Here is a 14,905-nt window from a genome sequence, read left to right on the forward strand (position 1 = left end):
GAGGGTACAGGAAGCGCGCCCGCGGCGAAGGCCTCTGCAGGGTGAGCCGGGCCACAGCCGCAGACGCCGGGGTGTACCCAAACCCCCCTCTCCGGCGGGGGGTTTGCCCCCGCGCGAGCCGGGTGGTGACGCCATGGTCCCGAGCAGGCCCCGATCCGTACGTTCTGTGAGGTCAGCCCAGCTATCCAAACCGTCCGGAGACGCCATGCCCCAGGCCGCCACGCTGCTCGCGAAACCCGCTGCGGGCAGTGACTTCGCCCCTCTCCTCCGCCAGGTCCGGGACCAGGGCCTCCTCGAACGCCGCAGGGGCTGGTACGCACGCAGCATCGCGGTGAACCTCGTGGCACTCGCCGTCACGGCGGCCGGGATCGTGCTGAGCGGCGATTCCTGGTGGACGGTCCTGCTGGCCGTCCCCGCCGCCCTGTTCTGGGCCCGCACCGCCTTCGTCGGGCACGACAGCGGGCACGCCCAGATAGCCGCCACCCGGCGCACGGGGCGGCTGATCGGCCTCCTCCACGCCGACCTCCTGCTGGGCATGAGCTACGCGTGGTGGAACGACAAGCACAACCGCCACCACGCCAACCCCAACCACGTCGACAAGGACCCCGACGTCGGCGTCGGCGCCCTCGTGTGGACACAGCGGCAGGCCGCACAGCGCCAGGGGCCCGCCGTCCGGTGGCTCACCCGCAACCAGGCCCGCCTCTTCTTCCCCATGCTCCTGCTCGAAGGCATCAGCCTGAAGATCTCGAGCGTGCGCGATCTCGGGCGCCAGTCCGCGGAGGAGCGGCGGACGGAAGGGGTGCTCCTCGCCCTCCACGTCGCCGCCTACGCCGGCCTGCTGCTGTCCTCGATGTCCCCCGGCAAGGCGGTCGTCTTCGCCCTCGTCCACCACGCTCTCTTCGGCCTCCATCTCGGCATGGTCTTCGCCCCCAACCACAAGGGCATGGAGATGCCCGACCCGGGCGGCGAGCGCTGGGGACACCTGCAGCGCCAGGTCCTCACCTCGCGCAACGTACGCGGCGGGGCCGTCACGGACTGGCTCATGGGAGGCCTGAACTACCAGATCGAGCACCACCTCTTCCCGAACATGCCCCGCCCCCACCTGCGCCTCGCCCGGCCGCTGGTCCGCGCGCACTGCCGCGCGTCGGGGCTGCCGTACACGGAGACTGGAATCGTCGACTCGTACCGCCAGGCGCTGCACCACATGCACGAGGTGGGCGCCCCGCTGCGGACCGGGTGAGGAACCGGGCGGCGCCGCCGGGCGTTCTCACGGACAGAGCGGCAGCCGTCGCGAAGGAGGCAGGGAAATGAGCAACAGGGCCAAGGTCGCCGCCGGAGGCGTGGCCGTCGGAGTCATCCTGCTGTGGCTGCTGCCCTTCTGGGCCGCACTGCTGGTGATGGTCGGCGTCCCGGTGGGTGCGTATCTGCTGCTGGACCCCTCGCAGCGCAAGCGGCTGCGCCGGGTGTCGCGCAAGGAGCTCGGCCGCTGACGGCCGCGCGAGGCCGCGGGCAGCGGCCCCGTGCGGGGGCGGGCGGTGCGGGGGTCAGCCGGTGAAGGCCGGAGCCAGCGCCGCGGGCATGGTGAGCCGCGGGCTGCCGGACCCGTCCGCCGGAACGGTCCACAGATCCGATCCGTAGTCGCCGGGCAGCGCGTAGACGAGGGTGCGGTCGTCCCGCCAGACGGCCTGGTCGTCGATGTTGCGCCGCTCGGCCGCCGGGGTCTCGCGCTGCGTGCGCAGATCCAGGACGTACAACCGCCAGGGCGCGTCGTCGGGCGCGCCCTCGACGCGTTTCTTGTAGGCGATGCGCGTCCCGTCAGGGGAGAGGGACGGGCACTCCACGTTGGTGTGCACGGCGTGCAGCGTCCGTCCGGTGCGGTCGCCGCGCACGAGACGGGTCCGCCCGCCCGTGGCGACTGTCGCGTAGAAGTGCGTGTCGTCGGCGAACGTGACGCCCCAGACGTTGGTGTCCGCGGCCTTGTGCGGCCGCCCGTCCAAGAAGAGCCGGTAGTCCTCCAGGTTGCGGTCCAGCGTCCAGGTGCGCAGGTCCAGGACGGAGGTCCGGGTGGAGAAGTTCGTACCCGCGTACGAGTCGCCGCTGACGAAGACGGTCCAGGCGACGGCACGGCCGCTGGGGGACACGCGGGCCCGGGTCGGTATGCCGGCCAGGTCGTAGTGGCGCAGCTCGCGCAGCCGGGCGTCCAGGACGACGGCCCGGTAGCCGTCCCGGAGCCCGCCGTGCACCGCCTGCAGGCAGATGCCGGTCCCGCCCGCCGAATGGAAGCGCAGGCAGTGCACCCCGGACGACGTCCGGGGGCCCGAGGGGTCGGCGGCGGGCACCGAGGCGATCTCGTCGCGGTGCGGCCCCCAGGCCATGTTCCGGAAGACGCTCCGGCCGGGCGCGTCCAGGGTGACCTCGCCGCGGGTGACCTCGGGGTCGCCGGGTCGCGCGCGGTCCTTCTCGGCGGCCCGCCCGGCAGCGTGCAGCGTGGCGGCCAGCGCGACGCCGCCGAGGACCAGGACGGCCACGAGCAGGATCAGGAGACGGTTCCTGCGGTTCATCGGGCCGTGCCCTTCATCGGGCCGGGTCCTTCGCGCGCTTCGGACTGCTCGCACTCTTCGCACTCTCGGGGCTCTTCGGGCTCCTCGAAGGGCGCAGCAGCAGGGCGCTGACGGCGGCTGAGACGGCCAGCCCGGCCGCGGCCGCCTCCAGTGCCGTGCGGTCGCCCCACGCGGCCCAGGCCGCGCCGAAGGCGATCGAGCAGGCGAAGCGGGCGGCTGCCTGCCCGGTCTGCACGACGGCGAGGCCGCTGCCGCGGGCGGCCTCGGGGACGGCGTCGGCGGCGGCCGCGGCCAGCACGCCGTCCGTCGCGGCGTAGAAGCTCCCGTGCAGGGCGAGGGCGAGGCACAGCAGGGCGGGCGAGCCTGCGAGCGGGGCGGTGAGCAGTCCGTAGGCCCCCAGGAGCGCGAGGTGGCCGCAGAGGAACAGCCGTCGCCGCCCGAAGCGGGCGGCGCCGGGGCCCCGCGGTACGGCCCCCCGCAGGCAGGCGCCGGCCGTTCCCAGCGGCAGCAGGGGGAACCACGTCTCGGACAGGTCCAGGCGCCGCTGCAGGGCGAGGTACAGGAACGAGTCGCTCACGGTGGTCAGCCCCAGCAGCACCGCGCACGCGGTCAGACGGCGGACCTCGGGGCGGCGTGCCACGGCACGCAGCGGAGCCCGCTCCGCGGGCGCGCTCCGGTGTCCTGGGGCGCCTGTGCGGCCGGGCACGAACAGCAGGAGGACGAGCACCCCGCCGGCGGCCGTACAGCCGCTCACGATGAACACGGCGTCGTAGCCGCCCGCCGCGGCCCGCAGGACGAGGAAGGCGACCAGGGGCCCGATCAGCGCGCCCGCGGTGTCCATCGCGCGGTGCACCCCGAAGGCCCGGCCCCGGGCGGCCGGGTCGCAGGCCAGCGAGATCATGGCGTCGCGCGGCGCGGTGCGCAGGCCCTTGCCCGTGCGGTCGGCGGCGAGCACCGCGCCGATCAGGGGCACGCCGTGCACGAGGAGCAGCAGCGGCTTGCACAGGGCGGAGAGGCCGTAGCCGGCCGCGGCCACGGCCTTGTGACCGCCCGGGCCCCGGTCGGCGAGCCGGCCGCCGGCGAGCCGTACGAGCGCACTGACACCGTTGTGGATGCCGTCGAGGAGACCGAATCCGAGCGGCGAGAGGCCCAGTTCGGCGACGAGGTAGAGCGGCAGGACGGCGGTGACCATCTCCGAGGAGATGTCGGTGACGAGGCTGACGGTGCCCAGGGTGAGCACCGTCGCGGGGACGGCGGCCCGCCGGCCGGGGGAGGGGGACCGGCCGGCGGTGTCGGGGACGCCCGAAGCGGTGCGGCTGTCCGCGAGGTACACGGTCAGCTGTTCCAGACGCCGGTGATGTCCTGCGCGCTCGCCGCCCTGCCGGCGTGCGCGGTGCCGTACATGTCCTCGAGCGTGCGCAGGACGTCGTAGTGGTTGTAGGTGGTGCCGGAGGTGGATCCCGGCTTGACGGGCTGTCCGTACAGGACGGTCGGGATGCGGTTGCCGCTGAGCCTGTTGTCCTCGTCGAAGGTGATGAGGAGCAGGCTGTTGTGGGACTCGGCCCAGTCCGCATAGCCCTTGAGGTTTTTCTCCAACCAGGTGTCGCCCGTGCCGACGGAGCAGTCGTGCATGTCACTGCAGAGGTTCGGCACGACGAACGAGACGGTCGGCAGCTTGCTGTAGTCGGAGGGGAAGGCGGCCATCGTGTGCGCGGTGGCGGTGGGCACGTTGCCGAAGCCGAACCAGGGGTTGTGCTTCTGCGCGTACTTGCCGCTCTTGCAGGTGGTGGACCCCTCGGCGGGCAGGGACTCGTTGTAGCTCGCCCAGGTCCTGCCTGCGGCCGTCAGTTCGGAGGCGAGGTTGGGGGCGTCGCTGAACCCCGGGTCGACGCAGCTGTCGTCCGTGACGCCCTGGGTGTCGCCCGAGAAGAGGGCGTAGTAGTTGGGCTGGCTGGGGTGCGTCTCGGCGTAGGAGGCCGTCAGTCCGGCCCCGCCCGAGGCGAGGGAGTTGATGTAGGGGGCGCCCGCGTTCCCGATGACCTGGTCGTAGGCGTGGTTCTCGAAGACCACGACCACTACGTGGTCGGGAGTGGGGACGGCCGCTGCCGCGGTGGAGTCCGGGACCCACAGGCCGAGGGAGGCGGCGGCGAGACCGAGGGCCGCGCCCAGGGCGCCGGGACGGCGGCGGCGCGGTCCGTGGGGGTGGCTGGTGGCGGGGGACATACGGGCAACATAGGACGGTGTGTATGTCATGTACACGCCTTTGAGGTGACGGCTTCGGGAACTGTCGGTGCCGCCGGTTACATTCGAAGCCTGGCTGACATGCGCACGGGTGCGCGTGACCGAGAGGGAGGGCCTGCCGTGGCGGGGACAGTGACAGCCGTGTGCCGCAGTGGTGAGCACACGTTCAGCAAGCCCGTGAGCCGGAGCATCACGCTGCTGGCGGGCCTGGGGGTGGAGGGCGACGCCCATCTCGGAGTGACCGTCCAGCACCGCTCGCGGGTCGCCCAGGACCCCACTCGGCCCAACCTCCGCCAGGTGCACCTGATCCACGAGGAGTTGTTCGCCGAAGTCGCCGAGGCGGGCTTCGCGGTCCGGCCCGGCGACCTGGGGGAGAACGTCACGACCCGCGGGATCGATCTGCTCGGCCTGCCGCGCGGCACCCGGCTGCACCTCGGCGACCGGGCCGTGGTCGAGGTGACGGGGCTGCGCAACCCGTGCCTGCAGATCGACGCCTTCCGCAAGGGGCTGCTCAAGCACGTCGTCAGCAGGGACGGGAGCGGGGCGGTCGTCCGCAAGGGCGGCGTCATGGGCGTCGTGCTCGAAGGCGGCGAGGTCCGGCCGGGAGACCCCATACGCGCAGAGCTGCCCGACGGGCCGCACGTCCCGCTCGAACGCGTCTGAGCCGCGGCCGGCCCGCGGTCAGGCGACCGGCAGGTTGAGCAGCTTGCGCGCCATGTGTTGCGGCGTCTCGTCGTGTTCCCGGGCGAGCGCGACGACCGCCCGGCAGGCGAGCTCGTTCACGCCGAAGCAGAGCGCTTCGGGGGAGACCCAGCGGGCCGCCTCGGCGCTCCTCTCGTGGTCGTCCTCGGCGCACGCCGCCACATAAGTGGCGGCCGCCTCGAAGAGGTTGTGCTGCCGCCGGGCGGGCGGCCGGGGCTCCGGCGGCTGCCGGGCCTCGTCGATGCGCTTGCGGAGCTTGCCGAACACCGATCCTCACCTGCCTCCGCCGGTGTTCCGTGCCGTGGTCGTTCAAGTGTGCCCGCCACCCGTAGAGTTGAACCTCCGACGAACGAAGGGGCGACCGCCGCGTGAAGCGCTACGAACGGCTGGAGGAGATCCGGAGGCTGGACCCCGAACGGGACTTCCTCAGGATCTACCGGATCACGGCGACCCTGGAGTTCCCCTGGGACATCACCCGTGCTTTGGAACTCGCCCTCTACAGGACCTATGCCGTGCCCAGCATCGGCCGCCTGCTGGCCGGGACGGGGGAGTTCTCCGGCCGCCCGCAGAAGCGCTACGACGACACGGCGCTGCTGCTCGACACCGTCGTGGAGCACGGATTCGACAGCGAGAGCGGCCGGACCGCGATCCGCCGAATCAACCAGATGCACCGCAGCTATGACATCAGCAACGACGACATGCGCTACGTCCTGTGCACCTTCGTCGTCGTCCCGCGGAGGTGGGTGGACGCGTACGGCTGGCGAAGGCTCTCCGGGCACGAACGGCACGCGATCGCCGCGTACTACCGCACCCTCGGCAAGCACATGGGCATCCAGGACATCCCCGGCTCCTACGACGAGTTCGAGCGTTGCCTGGAGGACTACGAGGCCGAGCACTTCGGCTGGGACGAGGGCGGCCGGCGCGTGTCCGACGCGACGCTCGACCTGATGGCGTCCTGGTACCCGCGCCGGCTCGCCCCGCTCGTGCGCGGCGCGAGCCTGGCCCTGCTCGACGACCCCCTGCTGCGCGCGTTCCGCTACGAGCGGCCCCACCCCGCCACCCGGGCGCTGGTCCGGGGCGCCCTGCGGGCCCGGGGCAGGGTCGTACGCCTGCTCCCGCCGCGCCGCACCCCTCACTACACGCGCCAGAACCCCGAGATCAAGGGCTATCCCGACGGCTACGTCGTCGCGGAGCTGGGCACGTTCCCCGCCGGCCGCAAGGGCGCGGTCTGCCCCGTGCCGCACGGATGGTCCGCCACGGATCCTGCGACCGCCGGAACCGGTGCCGCCGGGGCCGCTCCCGGCCCGGCGGGGAGCGGCTCAGACGCCGCGGAGTGAGCCGATCGTCTCGCGCAGCCAGGTCAGTTCCGCGCGGCTGGTCGCGCGGGCGATGGTGAGGACTCCGCGCCGGAAGGGATCCTCGATCTCCTCGGCCCGCAGCGGCCGGTCTCCGGCGTAGAAGAAGCTCGCCGGCTGCTGGAGGAAGGCGAGCCGCCGCTCCAGCACGGCGGCCTGCCCCGCCGGTTCGCCGAGGTGCCGCAGGAACGCGAGCACCGTGAACCAGCGGTTCTCGTCCGTGATGTCGCTCTGGGCCGGTTCCGCCAGCCGGTGGCGCAGCTCCTCGCGGCCGTGCGCCGTGAGGCTCAGCACATGCCGGGGGGCGGCTCCGTGGCCGGGCCGGGTCTCGCGGGCCAGCAGCCCCGCCGACTCCAGCCGCTTGATCGCCGGATACAGCGACCCCTCCGCCACGGGCTTGACGTGCCCGGTGAGCGCGGCGATGCGTTTGCGCAGCTCGTATCCGTGCAGCGAAGCGTCGTAGAGGAATCCGAGGATGGCGAGTTCGAGCATGGCGGTATTCAACCCGACAGCCGCTGTACATCGCTATGGCGGTACATCGTGATCGATGTATGGTGATGATCCAGTACGGAATCGCTGGAGGGGAGAACGGCATGCGACAGGCGGAGTTCGGATCCACGGGGGCCTGTGTGCGATGGACCGAGGCCGCCGGAGGCGGCCCGGCGCGGGTCTACCTCCACGGTCTGGGATCGGCCTCGGCCGTCTACCACGCGCACATCGCGGCCGCCTCGGCGCTCGCCGACCGGCGTTCGCTCTTCATCGACCTGCCGGGACACGGCATCAGCGACCGCCCGCTGGACTTCGGCTACACGCTGGAGGAGCACGCCGACGCCGTGGCCGCGGCCCTGCACTCGGCCGGGGTCACGGGGGCCGAGGTCGTGGGCCACAGCATGGGCGGAGCGGTCGCCATCGTGCTCGCGGCCCGGCGGCCCGAGCTGGTCTCGGGCCTCGTCCTCGCCGAGGCGAACCTGGACCCCGACCCGCCCCGCACGGCCGGCAGCAGCGGCATCGCCTCCTACACGGAGGAAGGTTTCGTCCACGGAGGCGGCTTCACGGAGACGCTGCAGCGGGTGGGTCCGCTCTGGCGCGCGACGATGCGCCTGGCCGACCCCACGGCGCTCCACCGCAGCGCGGTCGGCCTGGTGCGGGGCACCCGGCCGACGATGCGCCGCATGCTGCAGGATCTGGCCATTCCGCGCATGTACCTGATGGGTGAGCTGAGCGGCGAACTCCCGGACCGCGAGGGGCTGGAGGCCTCGGGCGTGGTCGTGGAGACCGTGCCCGGCGCCGGGCACAACATGATGTTCGACAACCCCGCGGCCTTCGTCGAGGCGGTCGCCGGGCAGTCCCTCCTGCCCTCGTAGGGCCCTCTCAGCCCGCGCAGCCGCTCAGCCCAGGACCGCCCCGTTCTGCGCAGGGCGGTCCGAGCGGCTCGCGAGCGCGAGGAACCGCGTGTCCTCGTCCGTGTACGAGTCGAGGTGCCAGCCGCCGCGTGCCAGCAGAGGGCGCAGGTTGGGCTCGGCGCGCTCGTCGTCGGGCGTCACCCGGCGGCCGTGGCGAGCGGCGAGCGCGGCCCGCCCGACGGGGTGGAAGAGCGCGAGCCGCCCGCCGGGCCGTACGACGCGGGCCAGCTCGGACAGTCCCTCCACCAGGTCCGCCAGGTGCGAGACGAGCCCCGCGGCGAAGACGGCGTCGACCGAACCGTCGTGCAGCGGGAGCCTGGTGACGTCGGCCAGCAGCAGCCGGCCGGCCCGTTGCCTGCCGGCCCGCACGGCCGCCTCCAGCATCGCGGGCGTGAGGTCCGCGCCGAGCACGACGCCCTGCGGGCCGACGGCCGCACGCAGCGCCGGCAGCGCCCGGCCGGTGCCGCACCCCGCGTCCAGGACCACATCGCCCCGCCGCAGTCCGAGGTCGGCGACGGCGGCGTCGTAGGCCGGCCCGTCGTCGGGGAACCGGGCGTCCCAGTCGCGCGCCCGCACGCTGAAGAACTCCTGCACGTGGGCGGGATCGCGCCACTGGTCCTTGGTCGTTTCCTGTGCCATGTCCCCATCATGTGCCAACTTGTGCACGGAGACGTGCCGACGGGCCGGGACGGGTTGCCGACGGCACGCAGGTGAGCAAGGCTTGCACGGCAGTTACGGGGAACAGCGGAACGGGGAGGCGGGACATGGCAGTCGGCAAGGGGCTCGACTGGATGCTGGACGACCTGACCGAGCGCATCGAGCACATACGGCACGCGCTGGTGCTCTCCAACGACGGACTGGTGACGGGGGCCAGCACGAGCCTGCAGCGCGAGGACGCCGAGCACCTGGCCGCCGTCGCGTCGGGGCTGCACAGCCTCGCGAAGGGCACGGGCCGGCAGTTCCGGGCCGGCCGGGTGCGGCAGACGATGGTCGAGTTCGACGAAGGCGTGCTGTTCGTGACCGCTGCGGGCGACGGCAGCTGTCTGTGCGTTCTCGGGGGAGCAGAGGCCGACATCGGCCAGATCGGGTACGAGATGACGCTGCTCGTCAACCGCGTCGGCGAGCACCTCGGCGTCGCGGCCCGGCAGCAGAGCGGGGCGGTGGGGGGCCCGGGCGGCGGGAGCTGACGGGAGGTTATCCACAGGCCGGAAACGCCGTCGTACTCCACCGCTATCGTCGTCACTGTCAGTGATCGGACGGTGTCGGGGGAGGTTTCATGGCAGTGCAGGAGTGCCGGGAGCGGGGGACGGCGGCCACGGTGGCCTGCGGGACGGCGGCGCGTGAGCTGGGGCTCAGGCCCCGCGAATTCGAGCTCGCGGTGCAGTTGGGGCACGTGCGGACGGTGTCCGTCGCCCCCGGCGGAAGACCACGGGTCGCCCGCGAGGAGATCGAACGGCTCCGGTCCGGCGCGGGATTCCCCGAATCCTTGCGCAACCGGCTGTGGGCCGTGGGCACGGCCGAGGCCGCTGAGCTGATGGGCGTGAGCCCCGCCCGCTTCGCCCGCCTCGCCAGAGCGGGCTGCTTCGCCCCCGTGAGGTTCTACGTCAATCGCTACCGCGCGGTGGTCTGGCACTATCTGGCCGCCGACCTGGTGGAGTTCGCCGACACCAATCCGGAGCTCCTCACCGGTCGCACGGACCCCGCGCTCCGCATGGAGCTGGAGGAGCGCGACGATCAGCGGGCCCGGAGCTGGCGCGCCCGGCGGCTCGGTCAGCTCACCGTGCTGACCGCGGATCCCTGGGAGCGTGCGGCGGCCGTCGCGGCCGTGCTCGCCCCCGACCAGCTGGCGGACGCCGTGCCCGACCCGTACGAGCGGGCGTACCTGAGCCTGCTGCGCCCGGATCTCGCCGGGATCCGCACGGACTCGGCGGCGGCGCGGGTCGTCATCGAGCGGGTGACGCTCGCCGTCGACGCCGACGAGATCGGGCGCCACCGGGAGCGGCTCGCGCGGGCGCTGGCCACGGCCCGCGCGGCCCGGTCGGCGCCGAAGCCCGACGGGTACGTGCCCGCGCCCCGGCCTGCTGCCGGGCCGGCCCCTGTTCCGGAGCCGGAGCCGGACCCGGACCCGGAGCAGGGGCTGGGGCTGGGTGAGGGCCGGGAGGTGCAGGCCGCAGCGGCACCGGTGGAAGCGGCGGCGCCGGCGGGTCTGCGGGGGTGGCTCCGCAGGCTGCGCCGCATCGCGTGAGCGCCCTGGGGGGAGCCGCTCCGGAGGCGCTCAGCCGACCTTGCGGAACAGCCCCTCCTGCATCACTGACACCAGCAGCCGGCCTTCGCGGTCGAAGATCTGACCGCGGGCCAGGCCCCGGGCGCCCGTCGCGATCGGTGACTCCTGCTGGTAGAGGAACCACTCGTCGGCGTGGAACGGCCGGTGGAACCACATCGCGTGGTCCAGCGAGGCCATGTCGAAGCCGCGCGGCCCCCACAGCGGCTCCACCGGGATGCGTACGGCGTCGAGGAGCGTCATGTCGCTCGCGTACGTGAGGGCGCACGTGTGCACGAGCGGGTCGTCGCCCAGCGGCCCCAGCGCGCGCATCCACACCGCGCTGCGGGGCTCGGCGTCCGCCAGCTCCTGCTGCGTCCAGCGCAGCCGGTCCACGTAGCGGATGTCGAAGGCCAGCCGGCGCTCCATGTGCCGCAGCGCGCTGGGCAGCTCGCCGAGGCGATCGCGGATCTCGTCGGCGAGCCGCGGCAACTCTTCCGGAGCCGGCACGTCCGGCATGGCCACCTGGTGCTCGAAGCCCGGTTCGGGCTCGTGGAAGGAGGCGGTGAGATTGAAGATCGTCCGGCCCTGCTGGACGGCCACCACGCGCCGCGTGGTGAAGGAGCGCCCGTCGCGCACCCGCTCCACCTGGTACACGATCGGCACGCCCGGCCGCCCCGGACGCAGGAAGTACGCGTGCAGCGAGTGGACCGGGCGGTCACCGTCGGTGGTCCGCCCGGCCGCGACCAGCGCCTGCCCTGCCACCTGCCCGCCGAAGACGCGCTGCAGCGACTCGTCGGGACTGCGGCCCCGGAAGATGTTGAGGTCGATCCGCTCCAGGTCGAGCAGACCCACCAGACGGTCGGTCGGTGTGGTCATCGGGCCTCCTTCGCTGCCGGGGCGGACCGCGTGGGCCGCGCCTCGGAGGCTACAGCTGACCGACCTCCACGACGCGGACCACCGCGCGGCCCTCCTCGTCGGAGGCGGTGAGGTCCACCTCGGCCGTGATGCCCCAGTCGTGGTCGCCATTGGGGTCCGCGAAGGTCTGCCGGACCCGCCACAGCCCGTCCTCCGGCTTCTCCTCGATGCGCAGCAGCTTCGGGCCGCGCGCGTCGGGGCCGGTCCCCAGGTCGTCGTACTCGTCCCAGTAGGCGTCCATGGCCTCGGCCCAGCGGTCCTCGTCCCAGCCGGAGTCGGCGTCCATCTCGCCGAGCTCGCCGACCTTGTCGAGGGCGGCCAGCTCGACCCGGCGGAAGAGCGCGTTGCGCACCAGCACCCGGAAGGCGCGGGCGTTCGCCGTGACCGGCTTGACCTGGTCGGCGCGGTCCTGGGCCTCCTCGGCCGACTCCTCCTCGGGGTTGGCCAGCTGCTCCCACTCGTCCAGCAGGCTGGAGTCGACCTGGCGCACCATCTCGCCCAGCCAGGCGATCAGGTCCTCGAAGTCGTCGGACTTCAGGTCGTCGGGGACCGTGTGGTCCAGCGCCTTGTACGCACCGGCAAGGTAGCGCAGGACGATGCCCTCGGTGCGCGCCAGGTCGTAGAAGGAGGTGAACTCCGTGAAGGTCATGGCCCGCTCGTACATGTCGCGGACGACCGACTTCGGCGAGAGCGGGTGGTCGCCGACCCAGGGGTGGCTCTTGCGGTAGAGCCCGTAGGCGTGGGTCAGCAGCTCGTCCAGCGGCCTGGGGTAGGTCACGTCCATGAGCCGCTCCATGCGGTCCTCGTACTCGACGCCGTCCGCCTTCATCACGGCGACGGCCTCGCCGCGCGCCTTGTTCTGCTGCGCCGCGAGGATCTGCCGCGGGTCGTCCAGCGTGGATTCCACGACCGAGACCATGTCCAGGGCGTAGGACGGCGACTCCGGGTCCAGGAGCTCGAAGGCGGCGAGCGCGAACGTCGACAGCGGCTGGTTGAGCGCGAAGTCCGACTGCAGGTCCACGGTCAGGCGGACGATGCGGCCCTCGGCGTCGGGCTCGTCGAGCCGCTCGACCACGCCGCCGTCCAGCAGGGAGCGGTAGATCGCGATGGCGCGGCGGATGTGCCGCAGCTGGTTCCTGCGCGGCTCGTGGTTGTCCTCCAGCAGGCGGCGCATCGCCTCGAAGGCGTTGCCCGGGCGGGCGATGACCGCGAGCAGCATGGCGTGCGTGACGCGGAAGCGCGAGGTCAGCTGCTCCGGCTCGGAGGCGATGAGCTTCTCGAAGGTGTTCTCCGTCCAGCCGACGAAGCCCTCCGGCGCCTTCTTGCGGACCACCTTGCGCCGCTTCTTGGGGTCGTCCCCGGCCTTCGCCAGAGCCTTCTCGTTCTCGATGACGTGGTCGGGGGCCTGGGCGACGACGAAGCCGGCCGTGTCGAAGCCGGCCCGCCCCGCGCGGCCCGCGATCTGGTGGAACTCCCGCGCCCGCAGCGTCCGCACCCGCTGGCCGTCGTACTTGGTGAGCGCGGTGAACAGCACGGTGCGGATCGGCACGTTGACGCCCACGCCGAGGGTGTCCGTGCCGCAGATGACCTTCAGCAGACCGGCCTGCGCCAGCCGTTCCACCAGGCGGCGGTACTTGGGCAGCATGCCCGCGTGGTGCACGCCGATGCCGTGCCGGACGTAGCGCGAGAGGTTCCGGCCGAACTTGGTGGTGAAGCGGAAATTGCCGATCAGCTTGGCGATCTCGTCCTTCTCCTCGCGCGAGCACATGTTGATGCTCATCAGCGCCTGCGCCCGCTCCACGGCCGCGGCCTGCGTGAAGTGCACGATGTAGACGGGCGCCTGGTGCGTCTGCAGCAGCTCGGTGAGGGTGTCGGTGAGCGGAGTCGACCGGTACTCGTAGGACAGCGGCACAGGCCGGGTCGCCGAGCGGACCACGGCGGTGGGACGCCCCGTGCGCCGGGTCAGATCCTCCTCGAATCGGGACACATCGCCCAGAGTCGCCGACATCAGGATGAACTGCGCCTGGGGCAGCTCCAGCAGCGGGATCTGCCACGCCCAGCCCCGGTCCGGCTCCGCATAGAAGTGGAACTCGTCCATCACGACCTGGCCGATGTCGGCGTCCCTGCCGTCCCGCAGCGCGATGGAGGCGAGCACCTCGGCGGTGCAGCAGATGATGGGCGCGTCGGCGTTGACCGAGGCGTCGCCCGTCAGCATGCCGACGTTCTCCGTGCCGAAGATCTTGCACAGGTCGAAGAACTTCTCCGACACCAGCGCCTTGATGGGCGCGGTGTAGAAGGTCACCTGGTCGTTGGCGAGCGCGGTGAAGTGCGCACCGGCCGCGACGAGGCTCTTGCCGGAGCCGGTGGGGGTCGAAAGGATCACGTTCGCCCCGGAGACCACCTCGATCAGCGCCTCCTCCTGCGCGGGGTACAGCGAGATGCCCCGCTCCTCGGCCCAGGTCGAGAAGGCTTCGAAGAGGGCATCGGGTTCGGCATGGCTCGGCATCTGATCGATAAGGGTCACCCCTCCATACTGCCTGGCCCCGGACCGGATCAGGGAACCGGCCGGTCCAATGGTGATCATCCGGGCGCTACGCTGAGTCGCCGACCCGGCGTCAGAACAGCGCACGCCGTCCGGCACGAGGAAGTGGGAACGACCATGATGGGACCGGCGCACTCGCTCTCAGGAGCGGCCGCTTGGCTGGGAGTGGGGGCGGCGATGTCGGCCGCCGGCGAGCCGATGCCCTGGCCGGTGCTCGTGGTCGGCGCCCTGGTCTGCGCCGGAGCGGCACTCGCCCCCGACCTCGACCACAAGTCCGCGACGATATCGCGCGCCTTCGGCCCGGTGTCCCGCGCGCTGTGCGGGGTCATCGACAAGCTGTCCCACTCCGTCTACAAGGCCACCCGCGGGCACGGCGACCCGCGCCGCAACGGCGGGCACCGCACGCTCACCCACACCTGGCTGTGGGCCGTCCTCATAGGCGCGGGCACGTCGGCGCTGGCGGTCACCGGCGGTCGCTGGGCCGTGCTGGGCATCCTCTTCGTCCACCTCGTTCTCGCGGTCGAAGGCCTCCTGTGGCGCGCGGCCCGCACCTCCAGCGACGTCCTGGTGTGGCTCCTCGGGGCCACCAGCGCCTGGATACTGGCCGGCGTCCTGAACGAGCCGGGCAACGGCGCCGGCTGGCTCTTCTCCGGCCCCGGCCAGGAGTACCTGTGGCTGGGCCTGCCGATCGTCCTCGGCGCCCTCGTGCACGACATCGGCGACGCACTGACCGTCTCCGGCTGCCCGATCCTGTGGCCCATACCCGTCGGCCGCAAGCGCTGGTACCCGGTCGGACCGCCGAAGGCCATGCGCTTCCGGGCGGGCAGCTGGGTGGAGCTCAAGGTCCTCATGCCGGCGTTCCTCGTGCTCGGCGGCCTGGGCGGGCTCGGGGCCCTGGAGTTCATCTGACCAGGGGCGCCCCG

At 72.6% G+C, this 14,905-nt stretch carries 16 protein-coding genes; 8 read left to right on the forward strand and 8 right to left on the reverse strand.

Annotated elements, in window-relative coordinates:
- The first annotated feature begins 205 nt into the window (after positions 1-205).
- Together ACOTKD_RS23425 and ACOTKD_RS23430 are read left to right on the forward strand one after the other, a co-directional pair.
- Positions 206-1,240: a fatty acid desaturase family protein gene (locus tag ACOTKD_RS23425; RefSeq protein ID WP_424890965.1), complete on the forward strand. Its 1,035-nt coding sequence runs from the start codon at positions 206-208 to the stop codon at positions 1,238-1,240.
- A 67-nt stretch (positions 1,241-1,307) separates the two neighbouring features.
- Positions 1,308-1,490 (forward strand): hypothetical protein, encoded by a 183-nt coding sequence (locus tag ACOTKD_RS23430; protein WP_030364874.1) that lies wholly within the window; start codon positions 1,308-1,310, stop codon positions 1,488-1,490.
- A 54-nt stretch (positions 1,491-1,544) separates the two neighbouring features.
- Here the strand turns inward: ACOTKD_RS23430 and ACOTKD_RS23435 are convergent, their stop codons facing one another.
- From ACOTKD_RS23435 to ACOTKD_RS23445, 3 genes are read right to left on the reverse strand one after another with little or no spacing between them, the layout of a single operon-like run.
- On the reverse strand, positions 1,545-2,561 hold the full coding sequence (locus tag ACOTKD_RS23435; RefSeq protein ID WP_424890966.1) for a TolB family protein: 1,017 nt from the start codon (positions 2,559-2,561) through the stop codon (positions 1,545-1,547).
- A gap of 13 nt (positions 2,562-2,574) precedes the next feature.
- Positions 2,575-3,894 (reverse strand): MFS transporter, encoded by a 1,320-nt coding sequence (locus tag ACOTKD_RS23440; RefSeq protein WP_424890967.1) that lies wholly within the window; start codon positions 3,892-3,894, stop codon positions 2,575-2,577.
- A gap of 2 nt (positions 3,895-3,896) precedes the next feature.
- Positions 3,897-4,784 carry an alkaline phosphatase family protein gene (locus ACOTKD_RS23445; protein ID WP_424890968.1) on the reverse strand — a complete coding sequence of 296 codons (888 nt, stop codon included), beginning with the start codon at positions 4,782-4,784 and terminating at the stop codon, positions 3,897-3,899.
- A 99-nt stretch (positions 4,785-4,883) separates the two neighbouring features.
- Here ACOTKD_RS23445 and ACOTKD_RS23450 point away from each other — a divergent pair, with 99 nt between their 5' ends.
- Positions 4,884-5,465 carry an MOSC domain-containing protein gene (locus tag ACOTKD_RS23450; protein WP_424890969.1) on the forward strand — a complete coding sequence of 194 codons (582 nt, stop codon included), beginning with the start codon at positions 4,884-4,886 and terminating at the stop codon, positions 5,463-5,465.
- An 18-nt stretch (positions 5,466-5,483) separates the two neighbouring features.
- On the opposite strand, the gene ACOTKD_RS23455 is transcribed toward ACOTKD_RS23450, so the two are convergent.
- Positions 5,484-5,771: a hypothetical protein gene (locus ACOTKD_RS23455; protein WP_424890970.1), complete on the reverse strand. Its 288-nt coding sequence runs from the start codon at positions 5,769-5,771 to the stop codon at positions 5,484-5,486.
- Positions 5,772-5,872: 101 nt separating this feature from the next.
- Here ACOTKD_RS23455 and ACOTKD_RS23460 point away from each other — a divergent pair, with 101 nt between their 5' ends.
- Positions 5,873-6,841, forward strand: a complete 969-nt coding sequence (locus ACOTKD_RS23460; protein ID WP_424890971.1) for an oxygenase MpaB family protein — start codon at positions 5,873-5,875, stop codon at positions 6,839-6,841.
- Here the strand turns inward: ACOTKD_RS23460 and ACOTKD_RS23465 are convergent.
- Complete coding sequence (locus tag ACOTKD_RS23465; RefSeq protein WP_424890972.1) at positions 6,824-7,351, reverse strand: PadR family transcriptional regulator; 528 nt, start codon at positions 7,349-7,351, stop codon at positions 6,824-6,826. The two genes, ACOTKD_RS23460 and ACOTKD_RS23465, sit on opposite strands and share 18 nt — an antisense overlap.
- Before the next feature lie 101 nt (positions 7,352-7,452).
- On the opposite strand from ACOTKD_RS23465, the gene ACOTKD_RS23470 reads away from it, so the two are divergent.
- Positions 7,453-8,223, forward strand: a complete 771-nt coding sequence (locus ACOTKD_RS23470; RefSeq protein WP_424890973.1) for an alpha/beta fold hydrolase — start codon at positions 7,453-7,455, stop codon at positions 8,221-8,223.
- A gap of 24 nt (positions 8,224-8,247) precedes the next feature.
- On the opposite strand, the gene ACOTKD_RS23475 is transcribed toward ACOTKD_RS23470, so the two are convergent.
- Complete coding sequence (locus ACOTKD_RS23475; RefSeq protein WP_424890974.1) at positions 8,248-8,901, reverse strand: class I SAM-dependent methyltransferase; 654 nt, start codon at positions 8,899-8,901, stop codon at positions 8,248-8,250.
- A 125-nt stretch (positions 8,902-9,026) separates the two neighbouring features.
- Between ACOTKD_RS23475 and ACOTKD_RS23480 the strand changes: the two genes are divergently transcribed.
- Both ACOTKD_RS23480 and ACOTKD_RS23485 read left to right on the forward strand, forming a co-directional pair.
- Complete coding sequence (locus ACOTKD_RS23480) at positions 9,027-9,449, forward strand: roadblock/LC7 domain-containing protein (RefSeq protein WP_424890975.1); 423 nt, start codon at positions 9,027-9,029, stop codon at positions 9,447-9,449.
- A gap of 89 nt (positions 9,450-9,538) precedes the next feature.
- Entirely contained in the window at positions 9,539-10,507 is a 969-nt protein-coding gene (locus ACOTKD_RS23485) for a DUF6397 family protein (RefSeq protein ID WP_424890976.1), read from the forward strand.
- 30 nt (positions 10,508-10,537) lie between these two features.
- On the opposite strand, the gene ACOTKD_RS23490 is transcribed toward ACOTKD_RS23485, so the two are convergent.
- Positions 10,538-11,401 carry an acyl-CoA thioesterase gene (locus ACOTKD_RS23490; RefSeq protein ID WP_424890977.1) on the reverse strand — a complete coding sequence of 288 codons (864 nt, stop codon included), beginning with the start codon at positions 11,399-11,401 and terminating at the stop codon, positions 10,538-10,540.
- A 49-nt stretch (positions 11,402-11,450) separates the two neighbouring features.
- Entirely contained in the window at positions 11,451-13,964 is a 2,514-nt protein-coding gene (locus ACOTKD_RS23495; protein ID WP_424890978.1) for a DEAD/DEAH box helicase, read from the reverse strand.
- Positions 13,965-14,099: 135 nt separating this feature from the next.
- Here ACOTKD_RS23495 and ACOTKD_RS23500 point away from each other — a divergent pair, with 135 nt between their 5' ends.
- Positions 14,100-14,891 (forward strand): metal-dependent hydrolase, encoded by a 792-nt coding sequence (locus ACOTKD_RS23500; RefSeq protein ID WP_424890979.1) that lies wholly within the window; start codon positions 14,100-14,102, stop codon positions 14,889-14,891.
- Positions 14,892-14,905 lie beyond the last annotated feature (14 nt).

The sequence above is a fragment of the Streptomyces sp. XH2 genome (assembly GCF_049725035.1).
Taxonomy (GTDB): domain Bacteria; phylum Actinomycetota; class Actinomycetes; order Streptomycetales; family Streptomycetaceae; genus Streptomyces; species Streptomyces roseoverticillatus.

Bases quoted from the DNA above. Each gene is read 5' to 3' on its own strand.
- ACOTKD_RS23435 (WP_424890966.1), bottom strand. From the start codon at position 2,561: ATGAACCGCAGGAACCGTCTCCTGATCCTGCTCGTGGCCGTCCTGGTC.
- ACOTKD_RS23480 (WP_424890975.1), top strand. From the start codon at position 9,027: ATGGCAGTCGGCAAGGGGCTCGACTGGATGCTGGACGACCTGACCGAG.
- ACOTKD_RS23475 (WP_424890974.1), bottom strand. From the start codon at position 8,901: ATGGCACAGGAAACGACCAAGGACCAGTGGCGCGATCCCGCCCACGTG.
- ACOTKD_RS23490 (WP_424890977.1), bottom strand. From the start codon at position 11,401: ATGACCACACCGACCGACCGTCTGGTGGGTCTGCTCGACCTGGAGCGG.
- ACOTKD_RS23430 (WP_030364874.1), top strand. From the start codon at position 1,308: ATGAGCAACAGGGCCAAGGTCGCCGCCGGAGGCGTGGCCGTCGGAGTC.
- ACOTKD_RS23425 (WP_424890965.1), top strand. From the start codon at position 206: ATGCCCCAGGCCGCCACGCTGCTCGCGAAACCCGCTGCGGGCAGTGAC.
- ACOTKD_RS23465 (WP_424890972.1), bottom strand. From the start codon at position 7,351: ATGCTCGAACTCGCCATCCTCGGATTCCTCTACGACGCTTCGCTGCAC.
- ACOTKD_RS23485 (WP_424890976.1), top strand. From the start codon at position 9,539: ATGGCAGTGCAGGAGTGCCGGGAGCGGGGGACGGCGGCCACGGTGGCC.
- ACOTKD_RS23470 (WP_424890973.1), top strand. From the start codon at position 7,453: ATGCGACAGGCGGAGTTCGGATCCACGGGGGCCTGTGTGCGATGGACC.
- ACOTKD_RS23445 (WP_424890968.1), bottom strand. From the start codon at position 4,784: ATGTCCCCCGCCACCAGCCACCCCCACGGACCGCGCCGCCGCCGTCCC.
- ACOTKD_RS23450 (WP_424890969.1), top strand. From the start codon at position 4,884: ATGCGCACGGGTGCGCGTGACCGAGAGGGAGGGCCTGCCGTGGCGGGG.
- ACOTKD_RS23500 (WP_424890979.1), top strand. From the start codon at position 14,100: ATGATGGGACCGGCGCACTCGCTCTCAGGAGCGGCCGCTTGGCTGGGA.